We start from the raw sequence: 15,638 nt of genomic DNA, 5'->3' as shown, positions 1-15,638 counted from the left end.
AATGTCAACAGACCCTAATCAAACTTATGAAATTTATAGTTATTTTTTTAAATCTGATCTGTTGATATGTTTAGCTAAAAACCAGTAATAGAATTTGAAAATTTAAATCGAGATTGTCAGATATCTTTATCTGAAATTAAGCTAAAGCACTGAAAGAAAAAGCCACTTTAAAGTGACTTTTTGCAAACAATTGAATTACGTTGATAATTATAAAAAGCCTGACGGGCATCTGGCAAATCATCGACTGAAGCCGGTTCAAAGCCCTGTTCCAGAAACCAGTGCGCGGTGCGGGTGGTTAGAATAAACAGCTGCTGAATCTGCATGCTTTTGGCTTTTTCTTCAAGATAATGCAGAATCTGGCTGCCCCGATTAGACTTGCGATAACTTGGATGTACCGCAACACAGGCAATTTCTGCAGAACGCAATTCATCACCCGTAGTCGGAATCGGATAAAGGGCGGCACAGGCCAGAATCATGCCGTCCCGTTCGATTACGGCAAACTGGTTGATTTCATTTTCCAGACGTTCACGCGAACGATAGACCAGAATGCCTTCTTCTTCCAGTGGACGCAGCAAACCGATCAGACCCCCTACATCCTGAATATCGGCCATCCGCACTTCTTCATAATGTGCATCGGTGACCAAAGTTCCGGAACCATCCCGGGTGAACAGCTCTTCCAGCAGGGCACCATCATAGGCATAAGAAATCAGATGCACCCGATGTACGCCGTTCATTGAGGCTTCCTGTGCGGCTTTCAATTGTAGTCCTCTTTCAAGCGCATCTTGTTCGACCGGAATAAAATCATCCAGCTGTTGCGGTGTCACTTCGCGTTTGAGCTGGCCGTTACTGTCCATCAGACCATGCTGCTTACCGAGAAAAATCAGTTTATCTGCCTTGAGGCGAATCGCCGTTTTGGTAGCAACTTCTTCAGCCAGCAGATTAAAGACTTCTCCTGTGGTGGAATAACCGGTCGGGCCAAGCACCACAATATTATGGCTGTCCAGATGGCGCTGAATCGCATCGGTATCAACTGAGCGCACTTCACCGGTCAGCTGAAAATCAATACCATCACGAATGCCATACGGCTTGGCGGTGACAAAATTCCCTGAAACAGTATCAATCCGGGCGCCATACATCGGCGAGTTGGCCAGTCCCATAGACAGCAGTGCTTCGATTTGCAGACGGATCGAACCCACGGCATTCATCACGCAGCTTAAAGATTCACGTGTGGTGACTCGACGCTGCTGGTAAAAAGGCGTCGTAATCTGGCTTTGAGCCAGATTCTGGTTAATTTGTGGACGTGCACCATGTACCAGAATCAGCCGAATACCCAAAGAATGTAATAAGGCGATATCGTGAATAATATGCTGAAAGTTATCATTTAAGACGGCTTCGCCATCAAACATGATTACAAAGGTTTTGTTACGGTGCGCATTGATATAAGGCGCAGAATGGCGAAACCAGTGCACATATTGCAAGGTTGTGCTTTGTGACGTTTCTGCTGAAGTCATGCTGTGCCCATTTCAATGATTGAAGATCCAGCTTTGATTCTAATGAAAAAAAACGCAAGTGGAAGTGCAGATATAAAAAAACACCTGAAGGGGACTTCAGGTGTCTGCAAGACGAGCAGTAATGGAGAAAGCTTAGTTAATGATTCGTACAATTTTGTTGGTACGCTCATTGACCAGAACGTAGTCATTGTTGACCTTGTACCATTGCTGGAAACGACCGGTATTTGGCAAACGGCGTGCTTCGCGATCACTCACTTCAAAACGGTTGTTGTCATATTGGCGAGGTAAAGTTTGTCCTACGCGCCAGTCACGGCTTGGATTGACCATACGGTTGTTATGACGGCGGTCATCATTCCAGCGACGGTCGTCATTCCATTTCTTGCTATCTTTGGCATTCCAGTGTGGTGCCGATTTATGTGGATTATAGTCATAACGCGAGTCATGCTGTGGTGCTGCCATTACAGAAGTAGCTAACAAAGCACTTAGAGATAACGCGATTGTAGTTAAGACTTTTTTCATGGCTCTCACCTTAAGATGTATATCTAATTTCGATAAGACTAAATTAGCGAACAAGTACATAGAAAGCGTGAGTACAATTTAGTTAAATTGTTAAATTCATGAAGAAATTTAGTAGATAAGTCATGCAGTCTAAAAGCTGGATAAGCCGCAAGATTTGCGGATAAAAAAATTCAGCCAGTAAAATAGAAAAGCCCAAACATGGTTGGGCCTTAAAGAAGATTAAATTTGAATGCGCTTATGAACTAGTCACCCACGATGCGGATAATGCTGTTGTTTTCAGAATCCACCAGAATGTAGTCATTATTGACTTTATACCATTGCTGCTTGCGGTCAGGTCGAGGCAGGCGATGGTCTTTGTATTCAACTTTATAGCCATTGCCACGATAATGCTGTGGCATCACATAACCCGGCTGCCAGCGTAACTGTTGCAGGCGTTTCACCCCACGTTCTTCACGCATACGGCGGTTATCCTGTTGCTCTTCCTCTCGGAACTCACGGGCTTTTTTCTTGTCATGACCATGACGTGAATCCATACGGGATTCATCGTTAAAATGAGGGGCAGCGATGACGACATTGCTCAGCATGAATGTACTGCAAGAAATTGCCAGTGCCACCAAAACCTTTTTCATGTTGAACCCTCATTAAATTGTTCATCTTCTACAGTGCCTAATGTACGGAAAAATTGCAGAGAAACTGTGAAGAACAGGCACAATTTTTATAACAAATGCAGAGATATTATGATGATGTCATGTTTTTACATGACTTTAAGCGATGGTATCACTTCTATAAAGTAGCCTACCGAGCTATGTCCTTATCTCATCAAAGCAAGGGCCAACATGCAAGCGAAAATCGATGATTTAGCTCAAAAAAACAACATTGAATCAGCAAGAAAAAAGTTAGTGATTTACTGAAACGGTAAAGAATTTTGCCGGGTTAGTTTGAGATTAATTCCATTGCTCTGCCAAACCTTGTAAGGACTGGATTGCTTCAGCCACCGATTCAGCTTGTAGAGCATCGTCAAGTGCCACAATCAATGCTTCAGATAACTGCAACTGTTCAATCCGGTGAATCGTTTCAATTTTACGTTTTTGGTCAGCCATGCTGCGCTCCTGATTTGATCTATCTGTGGTTCAAGAAAGCATAGTTCAATGAGTTTGATTTGGAAAACCGTATAATTTTATATATTTAATATGTAAATCCGATTTATTGTTGTTTTTTGCAGGATTTTAAGAAAAAAAAGGGCACTTTATCGAAAAGTGCCCAAAATTATTCAATGACCCGACTTTTAATAAGCATAGTTCAGGTCAGTATAATCGTTGAGTGATTTCTGCACATGCGCCTGAATAAAGGCACGTACATCCTCGGCCGTCATGGCTTTGCCCTGATTGCTGATGACATGTTCGATTTCTGGCTGACCTTCAATTTTAATGCGATAAACAAAATGCTTGGCCAGACGATAACTGTCGTCTAATTTTTCAATGCCAGTCACATAATAATAGGCATGTTCAAAATTCAGATCCTGATGTGAAAATACAAATTGCTCGAACAATTTGAGTTTCTGAGCATTTTCGAGTGCTTTGATGTCATCCACGATACTGGCTTCAAACTTGGTGCCGTATTTTTCTGAAATAGGCTGTTGATCAATCAGCAGCGACACCATGCCATCGTCTAAATGGGTCACCGTAATATTGTTTAATTCAGTCATGATGCACTCGAGTGAAATATAGTGGGGCTTAGTATGCTGTTATTTTAATGAAACTCAATGCGAGCGGGGTGAACTTACTTAAGATTTATGCGCTGAATATGACTAAAAATGAAATAAAAAGGGAGCGATTGCTCCCTGAATGACAGACAGAATAATTTAATCCTGTGCATCAATACTCTGGCCATTCATATGCAGGCTGTCATTACCCATCAAATATAGATAAGCCGGCATGATTGAATCGGGGGTAGGCAGGGTTTTCGGATCTTCATTCGGATAGGCCTTGGCGCGCATGGCAGTCCGCGTTGCCCCGGGATTGATGCAGTTATAACGGATATTCGGATGTACCTGCTCTTTGGCAAATAACTGGCTTACCGCTTCAATAGCAATTTTAGAAACCGAATACGCACCCCAGCGTTCGCGGGCTTCGCGGCCTACACCTGAGCTGGCAAAAACCACAGAAGCATGTTCGGATTTGGATAATAACGGTAACAGCGCTTGGGTCATGACAAATGGTGCACGCAGATTGACCGCCATCACATCATCCCAGACATTGACCGGATAATCCGCCAGGGGAACCCGTTCTCCTAAAATGCCGGCATTGTGCAGAATGCCGTCCAGACGACCAAACTGACGGTCTAGTGTATCGAGCAAAAGTTCATAATCACGTTCTGAAGCACTCGACAGTTGTAGCGGCAAGATGGCAGGTTGCGGCGCACCTAAACTTTCAATTTCATCATAAATGACTTCGAGTTTGTTTAAGGTACGCCCATGCAGCACCACAGTTGCGCCATGCAAGGCATAACTGATTGCTGCTGCACGTCCAATGCCATCGCCCGCACCTGTGATTAGGATGATACGATCCTTGAGCAGATCGGGGCGAGGTTGATATGCTGAATATTTCATTATCTACCTCCTCACTTCTTATTATTTAGTGTTAAGCGTTCAAGATACCGCAGTATGCTGCTTCAGTACTAGTGTCTGAATCAATTGATGTAATTCTGTCACAGTATGCACGATATGGTCGGCCTGCCAGGCGTTTAAATCGTCTTTGTATTGCAACGGCAAATAACCATAAGCAGCCAGAATGGTCAGCATCTGGGCATGACGGCCGGCATCAATATCTCGTGGATGATCTCCGACATAGATACAGTCTTCCGCGGCAAGATTCAGTTGCTTGGCTGCCAGATACATCGGTTCAGGATCAGGTTTGGTGCGGGTGACATCTTCAGGGCACACCAGTACCGCACAGCGTTCACTCAGATTCAGTGCTTGCAGTAAAGCCTCACTGAGCCAGCGCGGTTTATTGGTCACAATCCCCCAAGGAATGTCATTTTCCTCTAGCTGTTCAAGTAATGGATACATGCCATCAAACAGATCGGTATCGACCGCAATATCTGCGCCATACATGTCCAGAAAGCGCTGACGGTGTTGCAGAAAGACCGGATCTTCCAGTTGCAGTTCCGGATAAACCAGTTTCACCATAGCGCGAGCGCCTTCGGAGACTTGGGTACGAATCAGCTCGGGTTCAACCAGTGCACGGCCTTCTTCATGGCACATCTGCTGGATAATCCGGATAAAATCGGCAGCGGTATCAATCAGGGTACCATCGAGGTCAAATAAAACGGCTTTCATGCTGTGGTCTCTGCTGCGCTATCTTTCACGGTATAGACCATATAGTTCACATCAACATTCGGTGCCAGCCAATAACGCTTGGTCAGCGGATTATAGTGCAGACCGGTCATGTCTTTAAGCTTTAAACCCGAGTTGCGAATGTCATGTGCCAGTTCGGACGGCTTGATAAATTTGCTGTAATCATGGGTGCCTTTGGCCAGCATGCGCAAGACATATTCTGCCCCAATAATGGCAAATAAATAGGACTTTGGATTACGGTTAATGGTCGAGAAGAATACATGACCACCTGGCTTGACCAGTTTATGACAGGCCTGAATAATCGATGCCGGATCTGGCACATGCTCTAGCATTTCCATGCAGGTCACGATGTCATATTGGCCAGCCTGTTCCTCTGCCAGTTGCTCGACCGGCACCTGACGATATTCAATATTGCTTACGCCTTCCTGTTCAGCATGGATGCGTGCCACATTTAAAGGGGCTGCGCCCATATCAATTCCGAGCACATTGGCACCACGTCGCGCCATGCTTTCGGCCAGAATGCCACCGCCACAGCCGACATCCAACACTTTTTTGCCGCTTAAGCCTCCGGCATGTTCATCAATCCAGTTTAAACGCAGTGGATTAATCATGTGCAAGGGGCGGAACTCGGAATGCTGATCCCACCATATAGCTGCAAATGCTTCAAACTTGGCAATTTCTTGTGGATCAACATTCAATTGCGACATCGGTGTCACCTCAATCAGTCGTGATTAGCTAAAAATATGTATGTGCCGAATGGCCAGAGAAACTGATTTAAAACCTTGAAAATCAGTCCGATGGTTTAGTGTAGCGATTCTGGCAGAAAAAGCGATAAAAGCAGCAAAAAAGTTCACAGAATGAAAACGAAACCGGCATAATTGATTTATAGTGAACACATAAACTAAGCATAATGATTTAGAGGACGATAATCCGAATGAAAAAATTCCTTTTAGGCGCTGTTGCCGCATCTGTTTTGGCCTTTTCAGGCAATGCTATGGCCAATTTTGTGGCAGGTCAGGACTATCAGGTGGTTGCAAAACCAGTCAAAGTCGAAAAACCGGGCAGAATTGAGGTACGTGAATTCTTCTGGTACGGCTGTGGTCACTGTTTCGCGCTTGAACCACATATGCAGGGCTGGTTGAAAAAATTACCAAAGGATGTACGTTTCGTACGTACACCGGCTGCAATGAATCCACTCTGGGAGCAGGCAGCGCGTGCTTATTATGTGTCTGAAGCATTGGGTGTGCGTCAAAAAGCACATTTACAATTATTCCATGATATTCATGACAAGCAACGTCCAATTTTAGAACAGGCACAATTGGCCAAGTTCTATACCCGCTATGGTATTTCTGAAGCGAAATTTAACAGTACTTATAAATCTTTCCCGATCACTTCAAAAATTGCCCAAGCCAAAAATCTGGCTGCTCAGTATCAGCTCAGTGGTGTTCCGGCAGTGACCGTGAATGGTAAATATATTGTGCAAGGTAATGATGCTAAAGTCATTCAGGTGGTGAATTACCTGATCGAAAAAGAGCGTAAAGCCAAATAAGTCTGAACTGACGATCACTAAAAAACCTGCATCATGATGCAGGTTTTTTTATTTAGGCCGGAGGGGTGACTGTTTCATTGAACACAGGGCTTGCAGTTTCGACTGTTTCGGTAGGTCTCCGGTACCAGTGCAAAATGCCACGCAGCAAAAGCTGCATCTGTAGCACGCTTTGGGTTTTAAAGGCATTGGATTGGGCGCGGCGTAGCTCTGGATCAGCCTGATGCTGCAGATGAATCCAGCCCATCGCCCAGTTCAGGGACAGCTCAATCAGCATCTGTGCCAATGCCTGCAAGTCCTGTGGCGCCTGAATATGTCGGGTAGATTGCATTTTGGCCAGTTCATGCATGACATCTTCAGCCAGAAAATGAATTTCCCGTTCAATACCGGCACGTAACACGTCCGAACCGCCCCAACGCTCTGCAACAAAAAAAATCCAGGGTTCAGGATGATATTCGACCGCCTGAAAAAACAGTTCAAGTCCGGTGTAGGTTCGGGTATTTGGCTGATACAGATAAGCCTGTCCCAGTTGATTGAGTACTCCTTTGATGTGAATCGCAACCTGATCCAGCAACTCCAGACCGAGCTGGTTCATATCCTGAAAATGCCGATAAAATGCCGTCGGTACCAGTCCAACTGCATTCGTAACTTCACGCAGGCTGATCGTGCTGAAAGCACGGCCCTGACTGCTGAATGCCAGAGTGGCATCGAGTAACGCCTGATGACTTTGCTGCTTGCGATCTTCACGTAAGGACATAAATGGGTTTCCTATCACCGGCTTCCCTCAAGGGGAGTTTTAGTCTAGCAAAAATTAAATCAAATCGTAGTGCTACAGATCGGCAGAATTTCGACATTTCGCAGTGGCCTGATGCATTGATTTTGTAAATGAATCACCCGGCTGCCTAATCTTGGCAAAGGCTTCTGCTATACTGAGCCGCAATTATTTTTAACCTCTACAGGACTTATTTATGCGTATCGACCAACGAGCATTAGATCAATTACGTGAAGTGAAAATTACCCGTAACTATACACGTTATGCGGAAGGCTCTGTATTGGTTGAATTTGGTCATACCAAAGTACTCTGTACCGCCAGTGTGGATAGTTCTGTACCACGCTTCCTGAAAGGTCAGGGCCAGGGCTGGGTCACGGCTGAATATGGCATGTTGCCACGTTCAACCCATACCCGTAGTGACCGTGAAGCGGCACGTGGCAAACAGAGTGGCCGTACCCAGGAAATTCAGCGTCTGATTGGTCGTAGCCTGCGCTCAATGGTCGATCTGAAAAAACTCGGTGAAAATACCATTACTATCGATTGTGATGTGATTCAGGCTGATGGCGGCACCCGTACTGCCGCAATTACCGGTGCTGCGGTGGCTCTGGTCGATGCCATGAACGTCTTGCTGGAAAGAAAAAAAATCAAACATGATCCATTAAAAGGTTTGGTAGCTGCGGTTTCTGTCGGTATTTTCAAAGATGAAGTATTACTGGATCTTTGCTATGAAGAAGATTCAAACTGTCAAACCGATTTGAACGTGGTGATGACTCAGGCCGGTGAATTTATTGAAATTCAAGGTACCGCAGAAGACAAACCATTTACCCGTGCACAATCGAATGCCATGCTGGAAATGGCCGAGAAAGGCATTCAGGAACTGGTGAAAAAACAGCAAGAAGCTTTAGGCTGGTAATCTATTCCATGTTAATAAACGCATCTCCGGATGCGTTTTTTTATGCCTGAAATTTTACTCTGCAACTATATTGTTCAAAAACTGCATTAAGAACTTCCTGACAAAAAGCCGACATGAATCGGCTATATCTGAACCGGTTTTGCATTGATATTGGATCAGGTGAGATCACAATGAGGAATGCGACATGAAACAGTGGCTTTGTACAATTTCATTGCTGGGTGTGTTTGGGTTAACTGCCTGCGACTGGGGCAATAATCGTGAAGATGACGAGCGTTCAGTGTTAAATCAGGATCGTGATGAGGATAACGGAAGATATAACGACCGTGATGGTGACGATGATGACCGCGATCGCCGAGGTAATCGGGACGATGATGATTAAGGTCTAAAATAGAAAATTGAGCAAAATATACGCAAAAAAATTTTCTAAAAATAAAAAAGGGTGCTTCGCACCCTCTACGGTCATCTATCCCATTTAGGCTTAAGAATTGAAACGCATCGACAGATCAATGGCTTTGACATCTTTGGTCAGCACACCCATGGAAATATAATCTACGCCCGTACTGGCAACTTCACGTAAATTATCAATCGTGATATTACCTGATGCTTCCAGTTTGCAGCGACCGGCCACATGTTGCACCGCGTCGATCATCTGCTGCTGACTGAAATTATCCAGCATCACGATATCGGCATGGGCTTCGAGTGCCTGATTCAGCTCATCCCAAGTTTCAACTTCAACTTCGACAGGCTTGCCCGGCGCAATCTGATGGGCCTGGGCAATCGCCTGGGCAATGCCACCCGCTGCCATAATATGATTTTCTTTAATCAAAAATGCATCGAACAGGCCCAGACGATGGTTCTGACCACCACCAATGGCTACGGCATATTTTTGTGCAATACGTAGGCCCGGAAGCGTTTTACGAGTATCTAACAATTTGGTGTTTAAACCTTGTAGCTCTTTGACATAGTGGGCGGTTTTAGTCGCAACCGCAGACAGCGTCTGGACAAAGTTGAGCGCAGGGCGTTCCACGGTGAGTAAGCTACGTGCAGATCCGGCCAGTTTTAAAAAGGCTTGATTGGCTTGAACGTGATCACCATCATTTTTCAGCCAGGTCACTTCAATACTGGGATCATAGGCCTGAATCAAGGCATTTACCCAAGGCTGCCCGGCCAAAACCATGTCTTCACGGCTAATGATGGTGGCAGTGGCCTGTTCATCTTCAGGGGTCAGCAGGGCGGTAATATCACCGTCACCGATATCTTCTGAAAGCGCCTGTTGAATATTGATCTGAATGGACTGGTCTAGCAAAGCTTGAGATATGCGCATGAGTATTTCCGTATCTTTTTTAAGCCGTGAAAATTGCGCCTTATCTTAGCACCGTTACATAAAAGATGAGCGATTTTTCATCCAGTTTGCTGGGATGAATTGAGATTTCTCCTTGAAAGTTTTAGCATGAAGCCGGCTGCAATGCTGATCTTGCAGATTTTATTTTTGGGGAGAACGGTTTTATGCAACAGGCAGCTGAGTTTCAGGTCAAGGACGGGCAACTAATCGGTGCACGTCAAATCCCGTCTCCCAATTTTAATCAGCGGCCAGAACAGACCGAGATTCAATTGCTGGTGATTCACAATATCAGCCTGCCACCTTCACAGTTTGGCGGTGGTTATATTGAACAGTTTTTTCAGAATCAGCTGGACTGGTCCGTACATCCTTATTTTCAAACCATTGAAGGGATGCAGGTGTCGACCCATCTGCTAATTTTAAGAACGGGAGAAGTACTGCAATTTGTTAATTTCAATGACCGTGCCTGGCATGCCGGCCGCTCGAGCTATTTGGGCAAAAAAGAATGTAATGATTATTCGATCGGGATCGAACTGGAAGGCAGTGATGACTTGCCTTTTGCAGCTGAACAATATCAGGCCTTGGTAAAAGTCACGGCCTGTCTGCAACAGCATTATTCCAAGATTCAGCAGCATATTGCCGGACATTCGGATATTGCACCGGGCCGCAAGACCGATCCGGGACCATATTTTAACTGGGCTGATTTTCGTGCACAGTTACAGCATTATAAAAACACCTCAAGCTCGCTTGAGCGATGAAATTAAGCAATGAACTTCTGACAAAAGTTTCATTACAATAGCCACAAATTTATACATTAGGTGAATAGGATGGCGCTTTGGCGTTCGACCGTCATTGTCAGTGCGATGACCATGTTGTCACGCGTACTGGGATTGGTTCGAGATATTGTTTTACTGAATGTCTTTGGTGCTGGTAAAGACTTCGATACCTTCGTAGTCGCATTTCGTATTCCAAACTTTTTCAGGCGTTTATTTGCCGAAGGCGCATTTTCACAGGCATTTATTCCGGTACTGACTGAATATAAAACCAGTCGCACGCATACCGAAGTCCAGATCCTGATTAGCCGGGTGTTTGGCTGTCTGGCCACGGTCATGACCACGCTTACCATGGTCGCGATCATTGCTGCGCCATTGATTATGTATATCTATGCGCCCGGTTTCCATAGCGATCCTGAAAAGTTCGCTCTGGCGACCGACATGTTCCGCCTGACCATTCCTTATTTGCTGTTCATGTCACTGACGGCTTTTGCCAGCAGTATTCTGAACAGTTATGGCTCTTTTAGTACCCCGGCATTTGCGCCGGTCTTGCTGAATGTGGCGATGATTGCCGGGGCGCTCTGGCTTACGCCTTATATGGCCGAGCCGATTATGGCGCTGGGCTGGGCTGTGATCATTGCCGGTATTTTACAGCTGGCGATCCAAATTCCTGAATTGTGGCGTAAAAATCTGCTGATTCCACCGAAAATTGACTTCAAGCATGAAGGCGTTGATCGCATCATGAAGTTGATGCTGCCGGCATTATTTGGTGTATCTGTCACGCAAATTAACCTGCTGTTAAATACCATCTGGGCCTCATTCATGCAGGATGGTTCGGTGTCCTGGCTGTACAGTGCCGAGCGTATGACCGAATTGCCGCTGGGTCTGATCGGTGTTGCAATTGGTACCGTGATTTTGCCGTCCTTATCGGCACGGCATACTGAGCAAAATCCGGAAAAATTCCGTGGCATGATGGACTGGGCAGCTAAAGTGATTGTGATGGCAGGCCTACCCGCCAGTATTGCACTGTTTATGCTGTCGACCCCGATCATTCAGGCCCTGTTTGAACGTGGCCAGTTCACCTTTGAAGATACCCAGATGACGGCTTTGGCGCTGCAATGTATGAGCGGTGGTGTGATTGCCTTTATGTTGATTAAAGTCTTTGCACCCGGTTTTTATGCAAAGCAGGATACCAGAACCCCGGTGCGTATCGGTCTGATGGCTGTGGCAGCCAATGCGATTCTGAACGTGATCTTTATCGGCTTGTTCAAGCTGATTGACTGGGAAGCGGAGCATATGGCCCTTGCGCTGGCCTCGACAGGTTCAGCGATGGTCAATGCTGGTCTGCTTTATTATTATCTGCATAAGCGTGATATTTTCCGTTTTGGGGCGCACTGGAAAAAAATCTTCCTGCAATTCATGTTTGCCAATGTGGTGATGATTGCAGCTCTGGCCTATGCCCTGAGTTGGTATAACGCAGATGTATCACAATGGATGCGTGTGGTAGAAGTATTGATCTTATGTGTTGTCGGTGTGGTAGCGTATGTTGCAGCCTTGCTGGTGGCAGGTTTTAGACCACGTCATTTAAAGCCCTAAGTTCATCTTAAAAGAAGTATTTTTGATCAAAACAGATCATTAAAATACCCATAAAAAAACAAGAGCCAGAAGGCTCTTGTTTTTTTTGAAAGCTAACACTTGCTTTGAAAAGGTCTAGCGTAAATCTAGACCTTGCCGCGCGAAAGAAAACCAACGATCGCAAGAATCACCGCAATTACCAACAAGATAATCGCAAAATCCTTAGACAAGCCTGCGACGCCACCGAAACCAAGTAGACTCGCAATTAATGCAATAACAGCAAAAATAATAGCCCAGCGAAACATATATATTCTCCATGTGTTTTTATTTTCAAATTTAGTATAGAAATAAACGATTCCAGCAACTGTTAGTGTTGTGTTGATGAACTGTCTCTGATTTAACAATAGTTTACGTGATAACAATAAAAATTTGAGACAGTAGGTCTGCAGGGTTCTGGCTGTTATAATCAGCTGATTTTTGAATATTCCGGCCCGATCATGAGCGATACTTTACGTCCCGAATTCTGGAAAAACTATTCACTTGCTGAACTGACGCAAGTCGAGTGGGAGGCCTTATGTGATGGTTGTGGGTTGTGTTGTCTGATTAAACTGGAAGATGAAGATACTCAGGAAGTCGCCTATACCAAAGTGGCATGTAAGCTGCTGGATTGTAGCACTGCACGTTGCTCCAATTATCCAGATCGCTTGCAGTATGTGCCTGATTGTATTCAGCTCACGCCAGAGAAGCTGGAAACGATTCACTGGTTGCCTTCGAGTTGTGCCTATCGCCGGGTAGAGCAGGGCAAAAGCCTGCCATCCTGGCATTATCTGATTAGCGGTTCACGAGAAAGCGTGATTCAGGCACGCAAGTCGGCAGCAGGGCGCTGCCTGAGTGAAGCAGATATTCATCAAGACGACATTGAAGATTATATCGTACGCTGGGTGCGTTGAATCTGCCTGCGTGATTCGTTTATTGATCTGCCGGATGGAGTAGAGCCTGGGCCGAAGCACCGGCCATCGGACGATAGAAATAGAAGCCTTGTCCAATCTGACAGTCACAATGGATCAGGGTATCCAGCTGTTCTGTATTCTCAATTCCTTCGACCAGAACATCCAGTGCAATACTGGAGCCAATCTGGGTAATGGCTTTGACAATGGCCAGGGCAGATGGGTCACTGTTCATGCGTTCTACAAAGTTGCGGTCAATCTTGATGCAACCCACCGGATAGTCCTGCAAGCGGGTCAGCGAAGAATGTCCAGTGCCGAAATCATCCAGCGAAATCTGGATTCCGGCCTGTTTCAGCAGGTTCAGGGCGCGAACCACATAATTGGCACCATGTTCGGATAGGCTCTGCTCGGTAATTTCTAGTTCAACTTTATGTGCGGGAATATCAAAGTTGGACAGGCGTGCCAACAGTTTTTCGGCATAGTCATCGCGCAGGAATTCGACTGGTGCAGCATTGATGGAAATCGGTAACAGATCCAGACCTTGTGCCTGCCAGCGACTCATATCTGCAAAGACTTTCAGTTGCATGGTCTCACTGATGCGTGAGGCCAGCTCATAGTCCTGAAAGGCAGCAAAAATTTCGGAAGGTAACTGAATGTTCTGATTCTGATCTTGCCAGCGTAATAGTGCTTCGAAACCAATCACTGCACCATCAGAAAGACGTACTTTAGGTTGGTAATAGGGAATGATCTGATCGGCCAGAATAATCTTGCGAGCCAGAGTCAGCTGCTTGGTTATATTTTCCAGTGAACCGCACATTTCCTGATTAAACATGCGGATGCCACCACGACCACTATTTTTCAGGTCATTTAAGGCGATATCGGCACACTTCAGCAGATTCGAGGTATTTAAGGCATCACGTGGATAGATGGCACAGCCTATACTCATGGCACTGCTGATGCTATTGCCGACATAATTGATGGGCTGATCCAGCTGGGCATAGGCCATTTGCGCCGTTGCCAGCAGCTGTTCTTCACTTTCCAAATTTTTGACCAGTACGGCAAATTCATCGCCACCCAAACGGGCGATGATGGTATTTGGCCCGAAGCAGGTCTGGAAACGTTTGCCCAAGACATGTAACAGATGATCGCCGGCAATATGGCCCAAGGTATCATTGATATGCCGGAAATAATCCAGATCAATCAGCAGTAAACCCGCCATGGTCTGTTGTTGCTTAGCCTTTACCAAAACCTGTTTGAAGGTTTTATAGAAGGTACCACGGTTATATAGGCCGGTGAGTTCATCCCGTTTAATCACTTCTTTTAAACGGGTTTCTGCGATTTTTTGCTGACTAATATTGCGTGATACACAGAGAATATTTTGGGTAATATTCTGCTGATCCAGAATCGGGGTGAGCAGATGATCCCAATATTGAATTGGTTGATCTTTGATCTGAATTTTGCTGGAAAAACGACTGTTTAAGCCTTGGGCAGCCTGTTTCAGAGCACGTTGTCCGGATTTTCGGGCTTCAGGGGTTAAGCGATTTAACCAGCACAATGAACGGTCTTGATCTTGTTCTGTGGTCTCATTTTCTTGTGCCAGACAGCCAGACTGGTTGCTATGCCGAATCTCGCCTTCAGGGCTGATGATGTTAATGCAGTCTGCACTGGCATCCAGCATGTTTTCTTGGGTTGAAACAATTTGAGAAAGTTGCTGCTGGATCTCAAAATAATCATGCACATCGGTCAGGGAAACTGCCCATTGCAGCAAATGGTCAACTTCATGATGAAATTTTACCGCTAGGCTACACATGCGATAATGGCTATCATTGCGTTTAATCCGGCACTGGGTTTCAAAATTCTGATGCTGATCCAGCGCAGCATGCCACTGCGCTAAAAATAGCTGCAAGTCCTCGGTATGAATAAAACTCTGCCATTGCAGATGGCCCTGTTCATTCAGGTTCATGCCAAGATAATCAGTCATGGCATCGTTAAAATATTGCAGATGTTGTTTGTTGCTGACCCACAAGGGTTGCGGTAAGGCATCGATCAGATTTTTTAACAAAACCGATTCAGACAAGTGAACGTGGGGTGCAATCAGTGATGATGACGTCAGTGGCTTAGACCGACTCACAGCTCCCTGTTCAAATTTATCATGCTTCATGCATTCACCACTACAACCCAAAAGTGCCCAAGGGGCGAGATAAGTTTCTTTTAATTAGAATAAACAATATGAAAATTACACTGTAATTAATTCACAATTAATCATGTTCAAATTATTCACTTTTACAGAGATTAATTCATTCAGAATTAAAAAAATAGAGGATATCTACATAAATTAATTTTTTATGCTTGATGTTTGCATTCTTGGAATCAAAACTGCTGGTGTTA

18 protein-coding genes are annotated in these 15,638 nt (G+C 45.2%); 6 read left to right on the top strand and 12 right to left on the bottom strand.

Features of this window, described 5'->3' with window-relative positions; genetic code table 11:
* Nucleotides 1–167: 167 nt before the first annotated feature.
* The 8 genes from argA to ubiG form a co-directional block, all read right to left on the bottom strand.
* Complete coding sequence (gene argA, locus BFN00_RS02130) at nucleotides 168–1,511, bottom strand: amino-acid N-acetyltransferase (RefSeq protein ID WP_071850323.1); 1,344 nt, start codon at nucleotides 1,509–1,511, stop codon at nucleotides 168–170.
* Nucleotides 1,512–1,643: 132 nt separating this feature from the next.
* Nucleotides 1,644–2,030, bottom strand: a complete 387-nt coding sequence (locus BFN00_RS02125; RefSeq protein WP_071850322.1) for an RcnB family protein — start codon at nucleotides 2,028–2,030, stop codon at nucleotides 1,644–1,646.
* Between the two features lie 242 nt (nucleotides 2,031–2,272).
* The gene (locus BFN00_RS02120) at nucleotides 2,273–2,659 is read right to left on the bottom strand and encodes an RcnB family protein (protein WP_005105288.1); all 387 of its coding nucleotides are present in this window, start codon (nucleotides 2,657–2,659) and stop codon (nucleotides 2,273–2,275) included.
* 315 nt (nucleotides 2,660–2,974) lie between these two features.
* The gene (locus BFN00_RS15895; RefSeq protein WP_005105291.1) at nucleotides 2,975–3,130 is read right to left on the bottom strand and encodes a hypothetical protein; all 156 of its coding nucleotides are present in this window, start codon (nucleotides 3,128–3,130) and stop codon (nucleotides 2,975–2,977) included.
* 185 nt (nucleotides 3,131–3,315) lie between these two features.
* Complete coding sequence (locus BFN00_RS02115; protein ID WP_004281232.1) at nucleotides 3,316–3,735, bottom strand: hypothetical protein; 420 nt, start codon at nucleotides 3,733–3,735, stop codon at nucleotides 3,316–3,318.
* A 156-nt stretch (nucleotides 3,736–3,891) separates the two neighbouring features.
* Nucleotides 3,892–4,638 (bottom strand): YciK family oxidoreductase, encoded by a 747-nt coding sequence (locus BFN00_RS02110; protein WP_005094903.1) that lies wholly within the window; start codon nucleotides 4,636–4,638, stop codon nucleotides 3,892–3,894.
* A 39-nt stretch (nucleotides 4,639–4,677) separates the two neighbouring features.
* On the bottom strand, nucleotides 4,678–5,367 hold the full coding sequence (locus BFN00_RS02105) for an HAD family hydrolase (RefSeq protein WP_044108779.1): 690 nt from the start codon (nucleotides 5,365–5,367) through the stop codon (nucleotides 4,678–4,680).
* Entirely contained in the window at nucleotides 5,364–6,092 is a 729-nt protein-coding gene (gene ubiG, locus BFN00_RS02100; RefSeq protein WP_071850321.1) for a bifunctional 2-polyprenyl-6-hydroxyphenol methylase/3-demethylubiquinol 3-O-methyltransferase UbiG, read from the bottom strand. Before ubiG ends, BFN00_RS02105 begins: the two co-directional genes overlap by 4 nt.
* A gap of 227 nt (nucleotides 6,093–6,319) precedes the next feature.
* On the opposite strand from ubiG, the gene BFN00_RS02095 reads away from it, so the two are divergent.
* On the top strand, nucleotides 6,320–6,934 hold the full coding sequence (locus BFN00_RS02095) for a thiol:disulfide interchange protein DsbA/DsbL (protein WP_005094908.1): 615 nt from the start codon (nucleotides 6,320–6,322) through the stop codon (nucleotides 6,932–6,934).
* Nucleotides 6,935–6,986: 52 nt separating this feature from the next.
* Here BFN00_RS02095 and BFN00_RS02090 read toward each other — a convergent pair whose 3' ends face one another.
* Nucleotides 6,987–7,688 (bottom strand): TetR/AcrR family transcriptional regulator, encoded by a 702-nt coding sequence (locus BFN00_RS02090; RefSeq protein WP_071850320.1) that lies wholly within the window; start codon nucleotides 7,686–7,688, stop codon nucleotides 6,987–6,989.
* Between the two features lie 211 nt (nucleotides 7,689–7,899).
* Here BFN00_RS02090 and rph point away from each other — a divergent pair, with 211 nt between their 5' ends.
* Both rph and BFN00_RS02080 read left to right on the top strand, forming a co-directional pair.
* Nucleotides 7,900–8,616, top strand: coding sequence for a ribonuclease PH (gene rph, locus BFN00_RS02085; protein WP_004281238.1), 717 nt, complete (start codon nucleotides 7,900–7,902; stop codon nucleotides 8,614–8,616).
* A gap of 184 nt (nucleotides 8,617–8,800) precedes the next feature.
* Nucleotides 8,801–8,995: a hypothetical protein gene (locus BFN00_RS02080; protein WP_071850319.1), complete on the top strand. Its 195-nt coding sequence runs from the start codon at nucleotides 8,801–8,803 to the stop codon at nucleotides 8,993–8,995.
* A 99-nt stretch (nucleotides 8,996–9,094) separates the two neighbouring features.
* Here the strand turns inward: BFN00_RS02080 and nadC are convergent, their stop codons facing one another.
* Nucleotides 9,095–9,940 carry a carboxylating nicotinate-nucleotide diphosphorylase gene (gene nadC / locus BFN00_RS02075; RefSeq protein ID WP_071850318.1) on the bottom strand — a complete coding sequence of 282 codons (846 nt, stop codon included), beginning with the start codon at nucleotides 9,938–9,940 and terminating at the stop codon, nucleotides 9,095–9,097.
* 182 nt (nucleotides 9,941–10,122) lie between these two features.
* Between nadC and ampD the strand changes: the two genes are divergently transcribed.
* Nucleotides 10,123–10,713: a 1,6-anhydro-N-acetylmuramyl-L-alanine amidase AmpD gene (gene ampD / locus BFN00_RS02070; RefSeq protein WP_004729058.1), complete on the top strand. Its 591-nt coding sequence runs from the start codon at nucleotides 10,123–10,125 to the stop codon at nucleotides 10,711–10,713.
* Between the two features lie 60 nt (nucleotides 10,714–10,773).
* Nucleotides 10,774–12,324, top strand: coding sequence for a murein biosynthesis integral membrane protein MurJ (gene murJ, locus BFN00_RS02065; protein ID WP_171260752.1), 1,551 nt, complete (start codon nucleotides 10,774–10,776; stop codon nucleotides 12,322–12,324).
* A 125-nt stretch (nucleotides 12,325–12,449) separates the two neighbouring features.
* On the opposite strand, the gene BFN00_RS02060 is transcribed toward murJ, so the two are convergent.
* Nucleotides 12,450–12,608 carry a DUF1328 domain-containing protein gene (locus BFN00_RS02060; RefSeq protein ID WP_004647174.1) on the bottom strand — a complete coding sequence of 53 codons (159 nt, stop codon included), beginning with the start codon at nucleotides 12,606–12,608 and terminating at the stop codon, nucleotides 12,450–12,452.
* A 192-nt stretch (nucleotides 12,609–12,800) separates the two neighbouring features.
* Between BFN00_RS02060 and BFN00_RS02055 the strand changes: the two genes are divergently transcribed.
* Nucleotides 12,801–13,253, top strand: coding sequence for a YcgN family cysteine cluster protein (locus tag BFN00_RS02055; RefSeq protein WP_005105303.1), 453 nt, complete (start codon nucleotides 12,801–12,803; stop codon nucleotides 13,251–13,253).
* Between the two features lie 19 nt (nucleotides 13,254–13,272).
* Here the strand turns inward: BFN00_RS02055 and BFN00_RS02050 are convergent, their stop codons facing one another.
* Nucleotides 13,273–15,411: a putative bifunctional diguanylate cyclase/phosphodiesterase gene (locus tag BFN00_RS02050; RefSeq protein ID WP_071850316.1), complete on the bottom strand. Its 2,139-nt coding sequence runs from the start codon at nucleotides 15,409–15,411 to the stop codon at nucleotides 13,273–13,275.
* Between the last annotated feature and the right edge of the window lie 227 nt (nucleotides 15,412–15,638).

The organism is Acinetobacter sp. AR2-3 (genome assembly GCF_001878775.1).
Taxonomy (GTDB): Bacteria; Pseudomonadota; Gammaproteobacteria; order Pseudomonadales; family Moraxellaceae; genus Acinetobacter; species Acinetobacter lwoffii_D.
This window is presented reverse-complemented; position numbering and strand designations above follow the sequence as displayed.